The organism is Allobrachymonas chironomi DSM 19884, assembly GCF_000374625.1.
Lineage (GTDB): Bacteria > Pseudomonadota > Gammaproteobacteria > Burkholderiales > Burkholderiaceae_C > Brachymonas > Brachymonas chironomi.
Map to the genome: position 1 here is coordinate 1 of NZ_KB894781.1, position 19,864 is coordinate 19,864.

Below are 19,864 nucleotides of genomic sequence, written 5' to 3' on the forward strand. Positions count from 1 at the left end.
TCGCGTCGAGCGCGGCATCATCAAGGTCGGCGAGGAAATCGAGATCGTGGGTATCAAGGACACCCAGAAGACGACCTGCACGGGCGTGGAAATGTTCCGCAAGCTGCTGGACCAGGGTCAGGCTGGCGACAACGTCGGTATCCTGCTGCGCGGCACCAAGCGTGAAGACGTCGAACGCGGCCAGGTGCTGTGCAAGCCGGGTTCCATCAAGCCGCACACCGAGTTCACCGCCGAGGTGTACGTGCTGTCCAAGGACGAAGGTGGCCGTCACACGCCGTTCTTCAACAACTACCGTCCCCAGTTCTACTTCCGTACCACGGACGTGACCGGTTCCATCGAGCTGCCGGCCGACAAGGAAATGGTGATGCCGGGTGACAACGTGTCCATCACCGTGAAGCTGATCGCCCCGATCGCCATGGAAGAAGGTCTGCGTTTCGCTATCCGCGAAGGTGGCCGTACCGTCGGCGCTGGCGTGGTTGCCAAGATCATTGCGTAATCAACGCAAGGATATAGGGGTATAGCTCAATTGGCAGAGCGTCGGTCTCCAAAACCGAAGGTTGGGGGTTCGATTCCCTCTGCCCCTGCCACCCTCTGAGGTGTGGCAAAAAAGAGAAGCCCGCTGCAAAGCGGGCTTTACTATTTCTGCAAGTCGATATAAAATATAAGGCTTCGCTCTTTTTGGCGACAGTCTGATCCTGGTGTGTTGCCCGGATCTGCATATTCTGGAATTGCCACATGGCTTCTTCTCCTCAGGTTGAAACAGTCACTACCGGTGCCGACAAGGCCAAGGTAGCCGTTGCTGCACTGCTGGTGCTGGCGGGTTTCGTTGCGTATTTCATGCTGGCGTCCCAGGGTGCCCTGGTGCAGTGGGTGGCCCTGCTGGCAGGTGTTGCTGCCGGTGTTGCTGCCTACCTGACCTCTGCGTCCGGTCGTAGTCTGGTGGATTTTTTCCGCGAGGCTTTCCGTGAAGTGCGCAAGGTGGTCTGGCCATCGCGCAAGGAAGCATCGCAGACGACCCTGTTCGTGTTCCTGTTCGTGCTCGTGATGTCTACCTTTCTGTGGCTCACCGACAAGACCCTGGAATGGATTCTGTATGGCCTGATTCTGGGATGGAGGTAAGCATGACAGAAGGAACGATGCTGGAAGCGGCAGCCAATCCCGATTTTCGCTGGTACGTGGTGCAGGCCTATTCGGGCATGGAGCGTGCTGTCGAGCGCAATCTACAGGAGCGCATCACACGCGCCGACATGCAGGACAAGTTTGGTCGCATCCTGGTGCCGACCGAAGAGGTGGTCGAGGTCAAGAATGGCCAGAAGCGCACCACCGAGCGCAAGTTCTTCCCCGGCTATGTGCTGGTGGAAATGATCATGGATGACGAGAGCTGGCACCTGGTCAAGCAGACCAGCAAGGTGACCGGCTTTGTGGGTGGTGCCCGCAATCGTCCGACCCCGATTTCGCAGGCTGATGTGCAGAAGATCGTCAGCCAGATGCAGGAAGGCAGCGAGAAGCCGCGCCACAAGGTGGAGTTCGAGGTGGGCGAAATGGTGCGCGTCAAGGAAGGCCCGTTTGCGGACTTCAACGGCAGCATCGAGGAAGTCAACTACGAGAAGAACAAGCTGCGCGTGTCGGTGACCATTTTCGGTCGTGCCACGCCGGTCGAGCTGGAGTTTTCCCAGATCGAAAAGACCTGATTCAGGTCGCCAGTTTTGGGTGCTGCGTTTCACGACCCGCGCATCACCGTCAAGCCAGGGTCATAACCCCGGGGAGCCTGCTGTTGGCAGGCGTTATTACCCGCAAGGAGAAATAGCATGGCGAAGAAAATCGTCGGCTTTATCAAGCTGCAAGTGCCGGCTGGCAAAGCCAACCCCTCGCCGCCGATTGGTCCCGCTCTGGGCCAGCGCGGTCTGAACATCATGGAATTCTGCAAGGCGTTCAACGCCCAGACCCAGGGCGTCGAGCCGGGTCTGCCGCTGCCGGTGGTGATCACCGCGTTTGCAGACAAGAGCTTCACCTTCATCATCAAGACGCCGCCCGCAGCGACGCTGATCAAGAAGGCCATCAAGCTGGACAAGGGTTCTGCCAAGCCGAACACCGACAAGGTCGGCAAGATCACCCGCGAACAGCTGGAAGAAATTGCCAAGGCCAAGATGAAGGATCTGACTGCCGCCGATCTGGACGCCGCCGTGCGCACGATCGCCGGTTCTGCCCGTGCCATGGGCGTCACTGTGGAGGGCGTGTGAGATGGCCAAGCTGACCAAGAAGCAAAAAGCCCTGGAGGGCAAGGTTGACAGCAACAAGCTGTACGCCGTGGCTGAAGCACTGGACCTGGTGAAGGAATGTGCTACCGCCAAGTTCGATGAATCCATCGATGTGGCCGTGCAACTGGGTGTGGACGCCAAGAAGTCCGACCAGGTGGTGCGTGGTGCCGTGGTGCTGCCCAATGGTACCGGCAAGATCAAGCGCGTGGCCGTGTTCGCGCAGGGTGCCAAGGCCGAGGAAGCCAAGGCGGCTGGTGCCGACGTGGTGGGCATGGACGACCTGGCTGCTGAAGTCAAGGCCGGCAACATGCCGTTCGACGTGGTGATTGCTGCTCCCGACGCGATGCGCGTGGTGGGTACGCTGGGTCAGATCCTGGGTCCGCGCGGTCTGATGCCCAACCCCAAGGTGGGCACCGTGACTCCCGATGTGGCAACCGCTGTCAAGAACGCCAAGGCTGGCCAGGTCCAGTTCCGCGTCGACAAGGCTGGCATCATCCACACGACCATCGGTCTGCGTTCCTTTGACAACGAGAAGCTGCAGGGCAACCTGGCAGCTCTGGTGGAAGCGCTGAACAAGGCCAAGCCGGCCAGCAGCAAGGGTCTGTACCTGCGCAAGGTGGCAGTGTCTTCTACCCAGGGCGTTGGCGTTCGCGTCGACACCCAGACCATCGCTGCCTGATTGGCGCGATAAGGCTTTGCACCGGGCAACCGGTGCAGGAGGTGGGCTGCCGGACTCCGGTCCGGCAGGCCATCCAAGACCGCTGGCGTGCCGCAAGGCACTTAATCCTGCAGCCAGCGCAGATGGCGATCCCGCACACAAGAGGTTGAAGGGAATCGGGCAACCGGTTCCGTGTTTCCGAAAGTGAGTTGGTCGCTGCAAGTAAGGGCGTGCATGTGGAGCAATCCCGTGCACATTTTGAGGAGTAGATCTTGAGTCTCAATCGCAGTGAGAAAGAAGCGGTCATCAACGAAGTGACCGAACTCGCCGCTAAAGCTCAAACGCTCGTGATGGCGGAATACCGTGGTATTACGGTAGCCGACATGACCGAGCTGCGCAGCAAGGCCCGTAGCCAGGGCGTGAGCCTGAGCGTGTTGAAGAACACGCTGGCCCGTCGTGCCGTGTCCGGCAGCAGCTTCGAGTCCGTGTCCGACCAGATGACTGGTCCGCTGATCTATGGCTTCTCCGAAGACGCAGTGGCCGCCGCCAAGGTGGTGGCCGATTTCGCCAAGACCAACGACAAGCTGGTCATCCGTGGCGGCGTCTATGCCGGAAAAGTTCTGGATGTGAACGGCGTGAAAGAGCTGGCCAACATTCCTACCAAGGAAGTGCTGCTGTCGCAGCTGTGTGGCCTGTTCATGTCTCCGGTATCGCGTACTGCACGCGTGCTGGCGGCTCTGGCAGAGAAAAAAGGCGAGGAGGCTGCAGCCTGAGTGGCGGCAGATCCTGTCAACCAACATCATTTTTTAGGAAAACATCATGGCATTTGATAAAGACGCATTCCTGACCGCTCTGGACAGCATGTCCGTTATGGAACTGAACGAGCTGGTGAAGGCTATCGAAGAGAAGTTTGGCGTGAGCGCTGCCGCTATGGCTGCTCCCGCTGCTGGCGGCGCTGCTGGCGGCGCTGCTGCTGCTGAAGAAAAGACCGATTTCGATCTGGTCCTGACCGAAGCTGGCGCCCAGAAGGTTGGCGTGATCAAGGTGGTGCGCGAAATCACCGGCCTGGGTCTGAAGGAAGCCAAGGACCTGGTCGACGGCGCTCCCAAGACCATCAAGGAAGCCATGCCCAAGGCCGACGCCGAAGCCGCCCAGAAGAAGCTGGTCGACGCTGGTGCCAAGGCAGAACTCAAGTAATTGGGTTTCTCCCGAGGCTGGAATGTCCGCAAAGGCATTCCAGCCTTTGGTGTTTCTTGCCAGGGTTCGGGATTCGTTCCGGCCCTGATGCAGAAAACACCTTCAAGTGCAGCTGCCGACAGGTCTGCCGTGCTTGAAAGTGTCTTCTGTTCCCGATGGCGGAAGACCCTTGGTTCGGGTCGCGTGCAACGCGTGACCGTCTGCCAATGGCTGGTAGGGGCCAGCCACCAAGATTGCGGGCAAGCGCAGGCCCGCATCCATCCGAGGAAAGACTAACCGCCGCGCTAGCAAGCCAGAATGCTAGACGTCTTCACCTGGAGAGCCCATGTCTTACAGCTATACCGAACGCAAACGGATCCGCAAGAGCTTTGGTACACGCGACAGCGTGCTGAAAATTCCGTATCTGCTGCAAATGCAGCGTGATGCCTACACCGCCTTCCTGCAAAAGGACGTTGCACCCAAGAAACGGCGTGCAGAAGGTCTGCAGGCTGCGTTCGAATCCGCATTCCCGATTGTCTCGCACAACGGTTTTGTGGAAATGAAATTCATCGAGTACAACCTGGCCAAGCCCGCGTTTGACGTGCGCGAATGCCAGACGCGTGGCCTGACCTTCGGCTCTGCCGTGCGTGCCCGCGTGCAACTCATCATTTACGACCGTGATGCTTCCACTGCCCAGTCCAAGGTGGTCAAGGAAGTGAAGGAACAGGAAGTCTACATGGGCGAAGTGCCCCTGATGACCGAGAAAGGCTCCTTCATCATCAACGGTACCGAGCGCGTGATCGTGTCCCAGCTGCACCGTTCGCCCGGCGTGTTCTTCGAACACGACAAGGGCAAGACGCACAGCTCGGGCAAGCTGCTGTTCAGCGCCCGTATCATTCCCTACCGCGGCTCCTGGCTGGACTTCGAGTTCGATCCGAAGGACGTGCTGTATTTCCGTGTCGACCGTCGCCGCAAGATGCCGGTCACCATCCTGCTCAAGGCCATCGGCCTGAACCCCGAGCAGATCCTGGCCAACTTCTTCGTGAACGACCACTTCCGCCTGATGGACAGTGGCGCCCAGATGGAGCTGGTACCCGAGCGCCTGAAGGGTGAAGTGGCGCGTTTCGACATCATCGACAAGGACGGCAAGGTCGTTGTTGCCAAGGACAAGCGCATCACCGCCAAGCACATCCGCGAACTGGATGCTGGACAGACCAGCCACGTGAGCGTGCCGGAAGACTTCCTGATCGGCCGTGTGCTGAGCAACAACATCATCGATGGCGACACCGGCGAGATCATCGCCAAGGCCAACGAGGAGCTGACCGAGGCGCTGCTGAAGAAGCTGCGCGAAGCCGGCATCCAGGAGATTTCCTGCATCTTCACCAATGAGCTGGATCAGGGTGCCTATATCTCCCAGACGCTGCGCATTGACGACACGGCTGACGAGTTTGCCGCGCGCGTGGCAATCTACCGCATGATGCGTCCCGGCGAACCGCCGACCGAAGACGCGGTGCAGGCGCTGTTCCATCGCCTGTTCTACAGCGAGGACAGCTACGACCTGTCGCGCGTGGGCCGCATGAAGTTCAACGCCCGCATCGGTCGCGACGAGGCCGAAGGCGCGATGGTGCTGTCCAACGAGGACATCATGGCCGTGGTCAAGACGCTGGTGGACCTGCGCAACGGCCGTGGCGAAGTCGACGACATCGACCACCTGGGCAACCGCCGCGTGCGTTGTGTCGGCGAGCTGGCCGAGAACCAGTTCCGCACCGGTCTGGCCCGGATCGAGAAGGCCGTGAAGGAACGTCTGGGCCAGGCCGAGCAGGAACCGCTGATGCCGCATGACCTGATCAACTCCAAGCCGATTTCCGCGGCGCTGAAGGAGTTCTTCGGTGCGTCCCAGCTGTCCCAGTTCATGGACCAGACCAACCCGCTGTCCGAGATCACGCACAAGCGTCGTGTCTCCGCACTGGGCCCGGGCGGCCTGACGCGCGAACGCGCCGGCTTCGAGGTGCGCGACGTGCACCCGACGCACTATGGCCGCGTTTGCCCGATCGAGACGCCGGAAGGCCCGAACATCGGTCTGATCAACTCGCTGGCGCTGTACGCCCAGTTGAACGAGTATGGTTTCATCGAGACTCCCTACCGCCGCGTGGTGGACTGCAAGGTGACCGACGAGGTGCACTACCTGTCGGCCATCGAGGAAAACAAGTACATCATCGCCCAGGCGAACGCCACGCTGGACGAGGAAGGTCATCTGACCGGCGAGCTGGTTTCTGCCCGTGAAAAGGGCGAATCCGTGCTGGTCGATCCGGCCGAAGTGCAGTACATGGACGTGTCCCCGGCGCAGATCGCGTCGGTGGCGGCCGCCCTGGTGCCCTTCCTGGAGCACGACGACGCGAACCGTGCCCTGATGGGTGCCAACATGTCGCGTCAGGCCGTGCCCGTGCTGCGTCCGGAAAAGCCCATGGTGGGTACCGGCATCGAGCGCGTGGCGGCAGTCGACTCCGGCACCGTGGTGACGGCCAGCCGTGGTGGCGTGGTCGACTATGTCGATGCCACCCGTATCGTGGTCCGTGTCAACGACAACGAAGCCGTGGCCGGCGAAGTGGGCGTGGACATCTACAACCTGATCAAGTACCAGCGTTCCAACCAGAACACCAACATCCACCAGCGCCCGATCGTCAAGCGTGGCGACGTGCTGGCCAAGGGTGACGTGGTGGCTGACGGCGCATCGACTGACCTGGGCGAGATCGCCATTGGCCAGAACATGCTGATCGCCTTCATGCCCTGGAACGGCTACAACTTCGAGGACTCGATCCTGATCAGCGAACGCGTGGTGGCCGAAGACCGCTACACCTCCATCCACATCGAGGAACTGGTGGTGATGGCGCGCGACACCAAGCTGGGCGCCGAGGAAATCACGCGTGACATCCCGAACCTGAGCGAAGTGCAGCTGAACCGTCTGGACGATTCCGGCATCATCTACGTGGGCGCGGAAGTGAATCCGGGCGACGTGCTGGTAGGCAAGGTCACGCCCAAGGGCGAGACCACGCTGACGCCGGAAGAGAAGCTGCTGCGCGCGATCTTCGGCGAGAAGGCATCCGACGTGAAGGACACCTCGCTGCGCGTGGACCAGGGTTCCAGCGGTACCGTGATCGACGTGCAGGTGTTCACCCGCGAAGGCATCCAGCGCGACAAGCGCGCCCAGCAGATCATTGACGACGAACTGAAGCGTTTCCGCCTGGACCTGAACGACCAGATGCGTATCGTGGAAGTGGACGCGATGGACCGTCTGCGCAAGATCCTGATTGGCAAGGTAGCCAACGGCGGTCCGCAGAAGCTGGCCCGTGGCAGCACCATCGATGCCAAGTACCTGGATGGCCTGGACAAGTACCACTGGTTCGACATCCGCCCGGCAGATGAAACCGTGGCCGACCAGATCGAGAGCGTGAAGAAGTCGCTGGAGCAGGAGCGTCACAGCTTCGACCTGGCCTTCGAGGAAAAGCGCAAGAAGCTGACGCAGGGCGACGAGCTGCCCGCTGGCGTGCTGAAGATGGTCAAGGTCTACCTGGCCGTGAAGCGCCGCCTGCAGCCGGGTGACAAGATGGCCGGTCGCCACGGCAACAAGGGTGTGGTGTCCAAGATCGTGCCGATCGAGGATATGCCCTACATGGCTGACGGTACCCCGGCTGACATCGTGCTGAACCCGCTGGGCGTGCCTTCGCGCATGAACGTGGGTCAGGTGCTGGAAGTGCACCTGGGCTGGGCCGGCAAGGGCATTGGCCAGCGCATCAACGATATGCTGCAGCAGGAAAAGGCGGCTGCCGATGTGCGCCAGTATCTGGAAAAGGTCTACAACAGCTCCGGCCGCGCCGAGCAGCTGCAGCACCTGTCCGATGACGAGGTCATGTCCATGGCCGGCAACCTGACGGGCGGCCTGCCGTTCGCCACGCCGGTGTTCGACGGTGCCTCCGAAGAGGAAATCCTGGGCATGCTGAAGCTGGCCTACCCGGACGAAGTGGCCGAAGCCAAGGGCCTGACGGCTTCGCGCACCCAGGCCTACCTGTATGACGGCCGTACCGGCGAGCGCTTCGAGCGCCCGACCACCATCGGCTACATGCACTTCCTGAAGCTGCATCACCTGGTGGACGACAAGATGCACGCCCGTTCCACCGGTCCGTACTCGCTGGTGACGCAACAGCCGCTGGGCGGCAAGGCCCAGTTCGGTGGCCAGCGTTTCGGTGAGATGGAGGTGTGGGCACTGGAAGCCTACGGCGCGTCCTACGTGCTGCAGGAAATGCTGACTGTCAAGTCCGACGACGTGCAGGGCCGTACCAAGGTTTACGAAAACATCGTCAAGGGCGAGCACGCCATCGATGCCGGCATGCCGGAATCGTTCAACGTGCTGGTCAAGGAAATCCGCTCTCTGGGTATCGATATCGAGCTGGAACGCGGCTGACCGGGCAGGGCACTGCGGTGCCCGTCCCCTGCGTGTTCCCCTTGTTGCATCCTCATTTAGGAAAGAGTCATCATGAAATCTTTGCTCGACCTGTTCAAACAAATCAAGCCCGAAGAGCACTTCGACGCCATCAAGATCGGCCTGGCTTCGCCCGAGAAGATCCGCTCCTGGTCCTTCGGCGAAGTGAAAAAGCCGGAAACCATCAACTACCGTACCTTCAAGCCCGAGCGTGACGGCCTGTTCTGCGCCAAGATCTTTGGCCCGATCAAGGACTACGAATGCCTGTGCGGCAAGTACAAGCGCCTGAAGCATCGCGGCGTGATCTGCGAGAAGTGCGGCGTGGAAGTGACCCAGACCAAGGTGCGCCGCGAGCGCATGGGCCACATTGACCTGGCTGCGCCTTGCGCCCACATCTGGTTCCTGAAGTCCCTGCCGTCCCGTCTGGGTCTGGTGCTGGACATGACGCTGCGCGACATCGAGCGCGTGCTGTACTTCGAGGCTTATGTGGTAACCGATCCCGGCATGACGCCGCTGAAGAAGTTCAGCATCATGTCCGAGGACGACTATGACAAGAACCTGGAAGAATACGGCGACGAATTCCAGGCCAAGATGGGCGCCGAGGGTATCAAGGACCTGCTGGAAAGCATCGATATCGATTCCGAGATCGAGCACCTGCGTGGTGACCTGACCGGCTCCGAAGTCAAGGTCAAGAAGAATGCCAAGCGCCTGAAGGTGCTGGAAGCCTTCCGCAAGTCCGGCATCAAGCCGGAGTGGATGGTGCTGGAAGTGCTGCCGGTGCTGCCGCCGGACCTGCGTCCGCTGGTGCCGCTGGATGGTGGTCGTTTTGCCACCTCCGACCTGAACGACCTGTACCGCCGCGTGATCAACCGCAACAGCCGTCTGCGTCGCCTGCTGGAGCTGAAGGCTCCGGAAATCATCGCGCGCAACGAGAAGCGCATGCTGCAGGAAGCGGTGGACAGCCTGCTGGACAACGGCCGTCGTGGCAAGGCCATGACCGGCGCCAACAAGCGTGCCCTGAAGTCGCTGGCCGACATGATCAAGGGCAAGGGCGGCCGCTTCCGCCAGAACCTGCTGGGCAAGCGCGTGGACTACTCCGGTCGTTCCGTGATTACCGTGGGCCCGACCCTGAAGCTGCACCAGTGCGGTCTGCCCAAGCTGATGGCGCTGGAGCTGTTCAAGCCCTTCATCTTTGCCCGTCTGGAGCAGATGGGCATCGCCAACACCATCAAGCAGGCGAAGAAGGAAGTCGAGAACAACAACCCGGTGGTGTGGGACATCCTGGAAGAGGTGATCCGCGAGCACCCGGTGATGCTGAACCGTGCGCCGACGCTGCACCGTCTGGGTATCCAGGCGTTCGAGCCGATCCTGATCGAGGGCAAGGCGATCCAGCTGCACCCGCTGGTCTGTTCCGCGTTCAACGCCGACTTTGACGGTGACCAGATGGCTGTGCACGTGCCGCTGTCGGTGGAAGCGCAGCTGGAAGCGCGCGTGCTGATGCTGGCTTCCAACAACGTGCTGTTCCCGGCGTCCGGCGAACCCTCCATCGTGCCGTCGCAGGACGTGGTGCTGGGTCTGTACTACGCCACCCGCGAGAAGATCAACGGCAAGGGTGAAGGCATGGTGTTTGCCGACATCCAGGAAGTCGAGCGCGCGCTGGAAAGCAAGGAAGTCGAGCTGACGACCCGCATTTCCGTGCGTCTGACCGAGTACGGCAAGAACAAGGAAACCGGCGAGTTCGTGCCGAAGACCGGTCTGGTGGAAACCACCGTGGGCCGTGCGCTGCTGTCCGAGATCCTGCCCAAGGGCCTGCCGTTCAGCACCATGAACAAGACGCTGAAGAAGAAGGAAATCTCCAGGCTGATCAACAGCTCGTTCCGCAAGTGCGGCCTGAAGGAAACCGTGGTGTTTGCCGACAAGCTGCTGCAGAACGGTTTCCGTCTGGCCACGCGCGCCGGCATCTCGATCGCGATCGAGGACATGCTGGTGCCGCCGCAGAAGCACGAGATCATTGGCCGTGCCGAAGCCGAAGTGAAGGAAATCCAGCAGCAGTACTCCTCCGGTCTGGTGACCGCGGGCGAGCGCTACAACAAGGTGGTGGACATCTGGGGCAAGGCCGGTGACGAAGTGTCCAAGGTCATGATGGCCCAGCTGGCCAAGCAGAAGACCAACGACCGCGAGGGCAAGGAAGTCGACCAGGAATCGTTCAACTCCATCTACATGATGGCCGACTCCGGTGCGCGAGGCTCTGCGGCGCAGATCCGTCAGCTGGCTGGCATGCGTGGCCTGATGGCCAAGCCGGACGGCTCGATTATCGAGACGCCGATTACCGCGAACTTCCGCGAAGGCCTGAACGTGCTGCAGTACTTCATCTCCACGCACGGTGCCCGAAAGGGTCTGGCGGATACGGCACTGAAGACGGCCAACTCCGGTTACCTGACACGCCGTCTGGTGGACGTGACGCAGGACCTGGTGGTGACCGAGCATGATTGCGGTACCAGCGATGGTCAGGTGATGCGCGCCATCGTCGAGGGCGGCGAGGTGATCGAATCGCTGCGCGATCGTATCCTGGGCCGTTCTGCTGCCGAGGATGTGCTGCACCCGGAAACGCGTGAAGTGCTGACCCGTCCGGGCGAAATGTTCGACGAGGACTTGATGGATGTGCTGGAAGCCGCCGGCGTGGACGAGGTCAAGGTGCGTACCGCACTGACCTGTGCCACCCGTTTCGGCCTGTGCGCAACCTGCTATGGCCGTGACCTGGGTCGCGGCGGTCTGGTGAACGTGGGCGAGGCGGTCGGCGTGATCGCGGCCCAATCCATCGGTGAGCCGGGTACCCAGCTGACCATGCGTACCTTCCACATTGGTGGTGCCGCTTCGCGTGCCGCCATCGCCAGCAGCGTGGAAGCGCGTTCCAACGGTTTCATCGGTTTCAACTCGATGATGCGCTACGTGAGCAACCGCAAGGGCGAGCTGGTGGTGATTTCCCGTTCCGGCGAGATCATCATTTCCGACGAGCATGGCCGTGAGCGCGAGCGCCACAAGGTGCCGTATGGCGCGACCCTGGCGATCAAGGCCGACCAGCAGATCAAGGCCGGTACCATCCTGGCCAACTGGGACCCGCTGACGCGCCCGATCATTACCGAATACGCCGGTCAGGTGAAGTTCGAGAACGTCGAGGAAGGTCTGACCGTGGCCAAGCAGGTCGACGAGGTGACCGGCCTGTCCACGCTGGTGGTGATCGATCCCAAGCGCCGTGGCTCCACCAAGGTGGTGCGTCCGCTGGTGAAGCTGATCGATGCCGAAGGCAAGGAAGTGAAGATCCCCGGTACCGACCACTCGGTGACCATCGGCTTCCAGGTGGGCGCGCTGATCCAGGTGCGTGACGACCAGGAAGTGGGCCCCGGCGAAGTGCTGGCGCGCATCCCGATGGAAGGCCAGAAGACCCGCGACATCGTGGGTGGTCTGCCGCGCGTGGCCGAGCTGTTCGAAGCCCGTACGCCCAAGGACAAGGGCGTGCTGGCCGAGATGACCGGTACCATCTCCTTCGGCAAGGAAACCAAGGGCAAGGTACGTCTGCAGATCACCGATCCGGAAGGCAAGGTCTGGGAAGAGCTGGTGCCCAAGGAAAAGAGCATCCTGGTGCACGAAGGCCAGGTGGTGAACAAGGGCGAAAGCATTGTCGACGGTCCGGCCGACCCGCAGGACATCCTGCGCCTGCTGGGCATCGAGGAGCTGGCACGCTACATCGTGGACGAGGTGCAGGACGTGTACCGTCTGCAGGGCGTGAAGATCAACGACAAGCACATCGAGGTGATCGTGCGCCAGATGCTGCGTCGCGTGGTGGTGGAGAACCCGGGCGAATCGGGCTACATTGCCGGCGAACAGGTCGAGCGCAGCGAGATGCTGAACACCAACGACGCGCTGCGCGCCGAAGGCAAGATGGAATCGACCTACAGCAACCTGCTGCTGGGTATTACCAAGGCGTCGCTGTCGACCGACTCCTTCATCTCCGCGGCGTCCTTCCAGGAAACCACGCGCGTGCTGACCGAGGCTGCCATCATGGGCAAGCGCGACGAGCTGCGTGGCCTGAAGGAAAACGTGATCGTGGGTCGCCTGATTCCGGCTGGTACCGGTCTGGCCTACCACCAGGCACGCAAGGCCAAGGACGAGATGGACGAAGCCGAGCGCATGGCGATTGCCCAGGCCGAAGAGGACACCCTGTTTGCCACCAGCGACGATGTTGCGGGCGAAGCGGCTCCGGCAGCTCCGGAAACGGACGCTGGCGAGGAGTGATCCACACCGGCGGTCTGTCCCGGACCGGCTGCCGGATCGCCACAGGTGCTTGTCCGTCTGCTGACGCAAGTGCATGATGAACCTGTGCAGCCCGTGCTGCACAGGTTTTTTTCTGGGTTGACCGGCTGGTTGGCCCGTATCCCTGCAACAGGAATCCTGATGAAAAAGCCGGAATCAGTCCCGCCGAACCCCGCCGCTTCCCATGGTGATACGCCGCTGTGGCATCAGCTGCAGCAGGTGGCCGCGGTGATGCAGAAGGTCGAGGCCGGGGCCAGTGCCACCACGGCGCTGGAGGCCGTGCCGGCAGCCTTGCGCCCGGGCGTGCAGGCGCTGGTGTTCGAGACCTTGCGCGGACTGGGCGTGGGACGGCTGCTGTGCAGCCAGCTGGTGCAGCGCCGTCCGGCACCGCTGCTGCAGGCCCTGCTGCACAGTGCGCTGGTGCTGGCCTGGCAGGCTGGCGCGCAGCGCGAGGATAGCCGGGGCTACACCGACTTCACGCTGGTCAACCAGGCGGTGGAAGCGGCCAAGCGCCATCCGAAGCTGCGTCACAGCGCGGCCATGGTGAATGCCGTGCTGCGCCGTTATCTGCGTGAGCAAGCGGCCTTGCGTCAGGCCGTGCAGCAGGCCAGCCCGCAGGGCGATCCGGCCTTGCTGAATGTGCCGGACTGGTGGCTGCAGCGATTGCAGCGCGATCATGGGCCGGACGTGGCGGCGGCGCTGATTCGCCATGGTCAGCAGGCGGCTCCGATGACGCTGCGTGTCAATGCGCGGCACATGACGGCAGATGCCTATCTGGAGCAGCAGTTGCGCCCGGCCGGGCTGGACGGCTGGCGTCAGGGGGCGTATGGCATCGTGCTGCAGCGCCCTTGTCCGGTGCAGCAGCTGCCGGGTTTTGCCGAGGGCTGGGTCTCGGTGCAGGATATGGCGGCGCAACTGGCGGCACCGCTGCTGCTGCAGGCGCTGCCGCAGGACCGGCCGTTGCGTCTGCTTGATGCCTGCGCCGCGCCTGGCGGCAAGACGGCGCACCTGCTGGAGTTGGGCGACCATGCGGTGCTGGCGCTGGATCAGGATCCGCAGCGCTGCGAACGAATCCACGATACGCTGCAGCGCCTGCAACTGCCCGCCGAGGTGCGCGCGGTGGATGCAGCGCAAGTCGACAGTTGGTGGGATGGCAGCCTGTTTGACGGCATGTTGCTGGATGCGCCCTGTACCGCATCGGGCATTGTGCGGCGTCATCCGGATGTGCCCTGGCTGCGCCGGGCCTCGGATGTGGCGCAGCTGGCGGCAGCGCAGGCACGTCTGTTGCAGGCCTTGTGGCCGCTGCTGAAGCCGGGCGGCCGCCTGTTGTACTGCACCTGCTCGGTGTTCAGGGAGGAGGGCGATGGCCAGATCGGGGCGTTCCTTTCTTGCCACAGTGATGCCGTTCGCCTGCCGGCTCCCGGGCATTTGTTACCCATGGAGGGTACGGGAGCTTCCAGTCTCATGGACAATGGGGTGGCTGGTGACACTGGTGTGACTGGCCTGATGGATCATGACGGTTTCTTTTATGCCCTGCTTGCCAAACGCGACTGAGTCCGTGCCGCTGTCCCGCCGCCATGTGCTGCGTGCTGCCGGTGCGGCTTCCCTGTGCCTGGCTGGCGGCATGCCGGCGGCCTGGGCGGCGTCGGCATCGATCCAGAATGTGCGCTTCGAGCTGACGCAGGATGCGGTACGCATGACCGGCAATGTGCGCTTTTCCTTGTCCGATGGCGTGCAGGACATCCTGAGCAAGGGGGTGCCGCTGTATTTCGTGTTCAGCACCAATACCGTGCAGGAGCGCTGGTACTGGTCGAACAAGCCGGTGCACCGGCGGCAGCGCTACATGCGGCTGGCCTACCAGCCGCTGACGCGCAAGTGGCGCGTGAATTTCAGTACCCAGCCCTTCAACCGCAGCGGTGTGACAGGCGTGGCGGTGAACCAGAATTACGACACGCTGCAGCAGGCGCTGGGCGTGATCCAGCGCATTTCCAACTGGGAAGTGCTGTCCAGTGCCGACTGGGACAAGGATGCCGGCTTTGCCGTGGACGTGGCCTTCCAGCTTGATGTCAGCCAGCTGCAGCGGCCGCTGCAGATCGGTGCCAGCAGTCAGGCCGACTGGAATATCGAGGCGCGCCGCAGCTTCCGCCTGAACCAGCAGGTGCTGGTGACGCCGGGGGCCTGATCGCCCTGACAGGCCGGCTGCAGTCCCATGTCCCGTTCCACCTCCCCGTTTCGTCAGGGCTTGCTGAAGTCCTTTGACAGCTACTGGAAGACGAGCGGCACCACGCTGCGCTGGGCCGTGCCGGTGATCCTGCTGCTGATCCTGGCGATCGTGCTGGTGATGATGTTCCTGCTGGCGCAGGCCACCGGCAACAGCGCCCTCTACGAGCGCAATTTCGAACGCCTGCTGGTGGTCAACCTGGTGCTGGCCGTCATCCTGTTTGCCATCATCGTCTGGATGGGCTGGCGTGTCTGGTCGCGCTACCGGCGTGGCCGCTTCGGCAGCAAGCTGCTGCTCAAGCTGGCGGCGGCCTTCGTGCTGGTGGCCAGCGTGCCGGGTGCGCTGATCTATCTGGTGTCCTACCAGTTCGTGAGCAGCTCGATCGAAAGCTGGTTTGACGTGAAGGTGGAGACGGCGCTGGGGGCGGGCCTGAACCTGGGACGCAATGTGCTGGACACCATGACGCGCGATACCGGCATCAAGACCCAGATCGCCGGCGAGCAGCTGGTGAACACGCCGACATTCAGTCTGAACATGGAGCTGGAGCGCCTGCGCCAGCAGCAGAATGCCGAGCACATGCTGCTGTGGTCGCAAAGCGGCGAGCGTATTGCCAGCGCCGGCGGTGCCCTGTTTGCCGCCTCGACCGGTGCGCCCACGCCGGAGCTGATCGCCGAGCTGCACAGCAAGCCGGTGGTGGCCAGCATCGAGGGGCTGGAAGCCTCGACCGATGTCGATATTGCCGATGCACAGGCCGAGCAGAAAATGCAGCAGCAGCTCAGCCGCCATGCGCGCATCGTGGCCTATACCCTGGTGCGCACCAGCGAGTTTGGCCTGCTGGAGCAGGCCTGGATCCTGCAGGTGGTACAGCCGCTGCCGCAGGAGCTGCTGCAAAACGCACTCATGGTGCAGGATGCCAACCGCGATTACCAGGAGCGCGCGCTGGCGCGCAGCGGCATGACGCGCATGTTCATCGGTACGCTGACGCTGACGTTGATCCTGGCGGTGTTTGGTGCGGTGCTGCTGGCGGCGGTGCTGGCCACGCAGCTGGCGCGTCCGCTGCTGCTGCTGGCCGAGGGCGTGAAGCAGGTGGCGCGGGGCGACCTGAGCCCCAAGCAGGTGTACGAGGCGGATGACGAACTCGCCGGGCTGACGCGTTCCTTCTCGATGATGACGCAGCAGCTGGCCGATGCCCAGCAGGCGTTGACCAGCAGCATGGCCGAGCTCGATGCCTCGCGGGCCGAATTGCAGACCATTCTGGACAACCTGAGCAGCGGCGTGATGGTGCTGGACGCCGATGACCATGTGCTGTCGGTCAACCCGGCCGCGGAGCGCATTCTGCAGATCACGGAGTCGGACCTGCTGGGGCATGAGCTGGCCGGTTTTGCCGGACTGGAGCAGCTGGCCCAGGCCGTGGCCAGCCAGTTCGAGATGATGCAGGAGGGCGAGGAGCCGGCCCCGCTGCTGCAGGACAGTGCGCTGGAGCAGGAGGATGAGCTGCTGGAAGAGCGTTTCCGCAGCAAGACCACCTCTGAGTACTGGCAGCAGACGGTGGAGCTGAATCCGGGATCGCATGCCGGCTTGCAGCAGGACAATACCACGCTGATGCTGCGCGGCGTGAAGCTGCCCGTACCGGACCTGCAGGGCGCGCGACTGCTGGTGTTCGAGGATATTTCGGCGATCATTTCGGCGCAGCGCGCGCAGGCCTGGGGCGAGGTGGCGCGTCGGCTGGCGCACGAGATCAAGAACCCGCTGACACCTATCCAGCTCTCGGCCGAGCGCATGGAGATCAAGCTGATGGACAACTTGCCGCAGCCGCAGCAGGCGATCCTGTCCAAGTCGGTACGTACCATCGTGGAACAGGTCGATGCCATGAAGCGCCTGGTCAACGAGTTCCGCGACTATGCCCGTTTGCCCGCGGCAGAACTGTCCCGTATCGATCTGAACGCGCTGGTGACCGACGTGGTGCAGATGTACGAGGCCGGCGCATCGGGCCAGCCGGTGCCGGTGGTGCTGGAGCTGGACCCGGAGTGCCGGCCGGTGATGGCCGATGCCCAGCAGCTGCGCCAGGTGATCCACAACCTGGTGCAGAACGCACAGGATGCGCATGAGCATGCCGGGCTGGTTGATCGGCCGGTGCTGCTGCAGACGCAGTGGCGTCCGATGACGCGCCGGGTGCGCCTGTCGATCAAGGATGAGGGCGGCGGTTTCCCGGAGCACATTCTGGTGCGTGCCTTCGAGCCCTATGTCACGACCAAGTCCAAGGGCACGGGGCTGGGCCTGGCCGTGGTGAAGAAAATCGCCGATGAGCACGGTGCACGGCTTAAGGTGGGCAACCGCGAGCCGGCGGGCGAGGTGGCCGGGGCACAGGTCAGCCTGCTGTTCCCGCCGCTGCCCGAGGGGGATGAGGAAAGTACTGGCACGACGGGCTGACGCAGCCTGGATTGCTGTGGCACAATGGCTGTATCATTGTCGCAACACATTCCGGTTTTCCCGGGTGAGGAAGTACAAAGATGGCAAAGATTCTGGTCGTGGACGATGAACACGGCATACGGGAACTGCTTTCGGAAATCCTGAACGACGAAGGGCACGCGGTGGACCTGGCGGAAAACGCCGCCGAAGCGCGTCAGGCGCGTCAGCAGAGCAACTACGACCTGGTCTTGCTGGACATCTGGATGCCCGATACCGATGGTGTCACGCTGCTCAAGGAATGGTCCGGCCAGGGCCTGCTGACCATGCCGGTGATCATGATGAGTGGCCATGCCACCATCGATACTGCCGTGGAGGCCACGCGCATCGGTGCCCAGGCCTTCCTGGAAAAGCCGATCACCATGCAGAAACTGCTCAAGGCGGTGCAGCTGGGTCTGGCGCGCGAAGGCGCCCGTCCGGCCGATGTCGTCAGCGCGCCCGCACCGACAGCGGCGGCGCCCGTCATGGCCAGTGCCGATATGGTGGCGCCAGTAAGCAGCACGCCTGCCGTGGCAGCGGCTGCTCCTGCCTTCCAGCCGGTGGTGGCTACCCCGGTGGGCATGAGCGGGCAGAACAGCTTCCAGAGTTTTGATCTGGACAAGCCGCTGCGTGATGCGCGTGACGAATTCGAGCGCTGCTACTTCATCTACCATTTGCAGCGCGAAAACGGCTCCATGACCCGCGTGGCCGAAAAAACCGGCCTGGAGCGCACCCACCTGTACCGCAAGCTCAAGCAGCTGGGCGTGGACATCGCGCGCGAGAAGAAGCAGGCGGCTGGTTGAGGCGCATGTGACAAAAAAATGGCGGCAGCTTGTGCAAAGTGCAAAAAACGCGCTACAATACCTGCTTGTTGGCTCGGTAGCTCAGTTGGTAGAGCAGCGGATTGAAAATCCGCGTGTCGGTGGTTCGATTCCGCCCCGAGCCACCAGAAAATACAAGGAAATCAACGGCCTGGAAGTTTTGCTTCCAGGCCGTTTTTCTTTGCAGAATTGGCTCCATTGTTGTCGAGTTTTGCGCGGATAGAGACGGCTGATATCCGGCAGCGACAAGATAGTGCTGTACACTGGCCTTCAGCCATGATAAATTAGATCATGGCTGATAAAAAGATCATTGACGATGTGCACTATATTGCGCGCAAGCGTGGCAATGGTCAACTCAGGCGCGAGGTGTGGGTTGATGGTCAAGGGCGTGTGTCACGCTATAACCTGGCCTATATCAACCATGCCTTATACGCTGGCGATAACGGAAGGGTGGTCGGCTATGACAACCAGCACGGCTACCACCATCGCCATTATTTCGGACAGGTCGAGCCTGTCCGCTTCACCAGCTTCGAGGATACGGAGGAGCAGTTTCAGGCAGACTGGATTGCCTTGAGGAGTTAGACATGCACAAAGTTACCATCAGGACCGCGAGTGAACAGGAGTTTTTTCAGCGTGGTGCCAGGATTGCTGCTTTGGCAGATACCGGCAAGCCTTTGCCAGTCGAACGCGTGCTGAGTTTCGAAGATCCTGCCGACATGCTGCGACTGCTGACCGTGAGCAAGCTGGAGCTGCTGCGAGCGGTTAAGGAGGCGCCGGGCTCTATCACCATCCTGGCGGCCAGACTGCAGCGTGATCGTAGCGCAGTGAAGCGGGATGTGGACCAGCTGGAACAGGCTGGACTGGTCACGGTGGAGGAGAAGCCCTTGCCGGGTCATGGCCGGATGAAGGAGGTGAGGGCGGTTGCGCAACGCTTCCGGATGGAAGTGATGGTGTGACCATGTCATGGTGCTCTTGCCGGGGGTGGCGGTCTGGGCAAAGTCTTGGCAGTGATGCTGGATCATCAGGAAATATCATGATGGGGCAGCCATGACCACGCATGTTCGTGAAAAATTTTCTTCCCAGGCCGCACCGGAAGTGCTGACAGCCATGCGTCTGATTGCAGAACACCAGGGGCGCCAGTTCCAGGCCGTACTGGATGAGGCCCTGCGTGACTACATTGACGGGCAGCAGCAACAGCACCCCCGTCGCCATGTGATGACGGCTTTGGGAGTGTCAGAATTTCTGTGTGCGAGGCGGTCGGGTTATTTTCCGTGACTGTTAGAAGGCCTCTTACCGTCCTGCCTGTGCCGGCTCGGTAAAACGCTCTTCATAGAGTATCGCAAACTGGTTCATCGCTTCGCGCCACTCCCGGGCCGGGCGCCCCCAGTCGGCCGTGATGTTTCGCAGCGCCAGCCACAACAGCTTGGTGGCTGCATCATCGTTGGGAAAGTGCCCCCGCGTCTTGATGATCTTGCGCAACTGGCTGTGCAGGCTCTC

The 19,864-nt window shown here is 62.1% G+C and carries 16 protein-coding genes, 2 tRNA genes and 1 pseudogene; 18 read left to right on the forward strand and 1 reads right to left on the reverse strand.

Annotated elements, in window-relative coordinates:
* From C513_RS0111480 to C513_RS13390, 18 genes are all read left to right on the forward strand, one after another.
* The coding region (locus tag C513_RS0111480) for an EF-Tu C-terminal domain-related protein (RefSeq protein WP_018716159.1) at positions 1-496 on the forward strand (496 nt) is incomplete at its 5' end.
* Between the two features lie 15 nt (positions 497-511).
* Positions 512-587: transfer RNA gene (locus tag C513_RS0111485), tRNA-Trp, on the forward strand.
* Between the two features lie 148 nt (positions 588-735).
* The gene (secE, locus tag C513_RS0111490) at positions 736-1,119 is read left to right on the forward strand and encodes a preprotein translocase subunit SecE (protein ID WP_018716160.1); all 384 of its coding nucleotides are present in this window, start codon (positions 736-738) and stop codon (positions 1,117-1,119) included.
* Between the two features lie 2 nt (positions 1,120-1,121).
* Positions 1,122-1,691, forward strand: a complete 570-nt coding sequence (gene nusG / locus C513_RS0111495) for a transcription termination/antitermination protein NusG (protein WP_026320797.1) — start codon at positions 1,122-1,124, stop codon at positions 1,689-1,691.
* Positions 1,692-1,808: 117 nt separating this feature from the next.
* A complete protein-coding gene (rplK, locus tag C513_RS0111500; RefSeq protein ID WP_018716162.1) occupies positions 1,809-2,240 on the forward strand; it encodes a 50S ribosomal protein L11 in 432 nt (143 codons plus the stop codon).
* 1 nt (position 2,241) lies between these two features.
* On the forward strand, positions 2,242-2,937 hold the full coding sequence (gene rplA, locus C513_RS0111505) for a 50S ribosomal protein L1 (RefSeq protein WP_018716163.1): 696 nt from the start codon (positions 2,242-2,244) through the stop codon (positions 2,935-2,937).
* Between the two features lie 251 nt (positions 2,938-3,188).
* A complete protein-coding gene (rplJ, locus tag C513_RS0111510; RefSeq protein ID WP_026320798.1) occupies positions 3,189-3,689 on the forward strand; it encodes a 50S ribosomal protein L10 in 501 nt (166 codons plus the stop codon).
* A gap of 46 nt (positions 3,690-3,735) precedes the next feature.
* Positions 3,736-4,113, forward strand: a complete 378-nt coding sequence (rplL, locus tag C513_RS0111515) for a 50S ribosomal protein L7/L12 (RefSeq protein WP_026320799.1) — start codon at positions 3,736-3,738, stop codon at positions 4,111-4,113.
* Positions 4,114-4,438: 325 nt separating this feature from the next.
* Positions 4,439-8,551 carry a DNA-directed RNA polymerase subunit beta gene (rpoB, locus tag C513_RS0111520; RefSeq protein ID WP_018716166.1) on the forward strand — a complete coding sequence of 1,371 codons (4,113 nt, stop codon included), beginning with the start codon at positions 4,439-4,441 and terminating at the stop codon, positions 8,549-8,551.
* A gap of 72 nt (positions 8,552-8,623) precedes the next feature.
* Positions 8,624-12,862 (forward strand): DNA-directed RNA polymerase subunit beta', encoded by a 4,239-nt coding sequence (rpoC, locus tag C513_RS0111525; RefSeq protein WP_018716167.1) that lies wholly within the window; start codon positions 8,624-8,626, stop codon positions 12,860-12,862.
* A gap of 159 nt (positions 12,863-13,021) precedes the next feature.
* Complete coding sequence (gene rsmB, locus C513_RS0111530) at positions 13,022-14,434, forward strand: 16S rRNA (cytosine(967)-C(5))-methyltransferase RsmB (RefSeq protein ID WP_018716168.1); 1,413 nt, start codon at positions 13,022-13,024, stop codon at positions 14,432-14,434.
* A gap of 4 nt (positions 14,435-14,438) precedes the next feature.
* Positions 14,439-15,062 (forward strand): DUF4390 domain-containing protein, encoded by a 624-nt coding sequence (locus tag C513_RS13385; protein WP_018716169.1) that lies wholly within the window; start codon positions 14,439-14,441, stop codon positions 15,060-15,062.
* A gap of 27 nt (positions 15,063-15,089) precedes the next feature.
* Positions 15,090-17,531, forward strand: a complete 2,442-nt coding sequence (locus C513_RS0111540) for a sensor histidine kinase (protein ID WP_018716170.1) — start codon at positions 15,090-15,092, stop codon at positions 17,529-17,531.
* 80 nt (positions 17,532-17,611) lie between these two features.
* A complete protein-coding gene (locus C513_RS0111545; protein ID WP_018716171.1) occupies positions 17,612-18,349 on the forward strand; it encodes a response regulator in 738 nt (245 codons plus the stop codon).
* Between the two features lie 70 nt (positions 18,350-18,419).
* Positions 18,420-18,495: transfer RNA gene (locus tag C513_RS0111550), tRNA-Phe, on the forward strand.
* 163 nt (positions 18,496-18,658) lie between these two features.
* Positions 18,659-18,949, forward strand: a complete 291-nt coding sequence (locus C513_RS0111555; protein ID WP_018716172.1) for a toxin-antitoxin system TumE family protein — start codon at positions 18,659-18,661, stop codon at positions 18,947-18,949.
* Positions 18,950-18,951: 2 nt separating this feature from the next.
* On the forward strand, positions 18,952-19,323 hold the full coding sequence (locus C513_RS0111560; RefSeq protein ID WP_018716173.1) for an HVO_A0114 family putative DNA-binding protein: 372 nt from the start codon (positions 18,952-18,954) through the stop codon (positions 19,321-19,323).
* Positions 19,324-19,414: 91 nt separating this feature from the next.
* On the forward strand, positions 19,415-19,642 hold the full coding sequence (locus C513_RS13390; protein WP_018716174.1) for a hypothetical protein: 228 nt from the start codon (positions 19,415-19,417) through the stop codon (positions 19,640-19,642).
* A gap of 15 nt (positions 19,643-19,657) precedes the next feature.
* Here C513_RS13390 and C513_RS0111570 read toward each other — a convergent pair.
* A pseudogene (locus C513_RS0111570) lies at positions 19,658-19,864 on the reverse strand (IS256 family transposase); the annotation flags it as partial.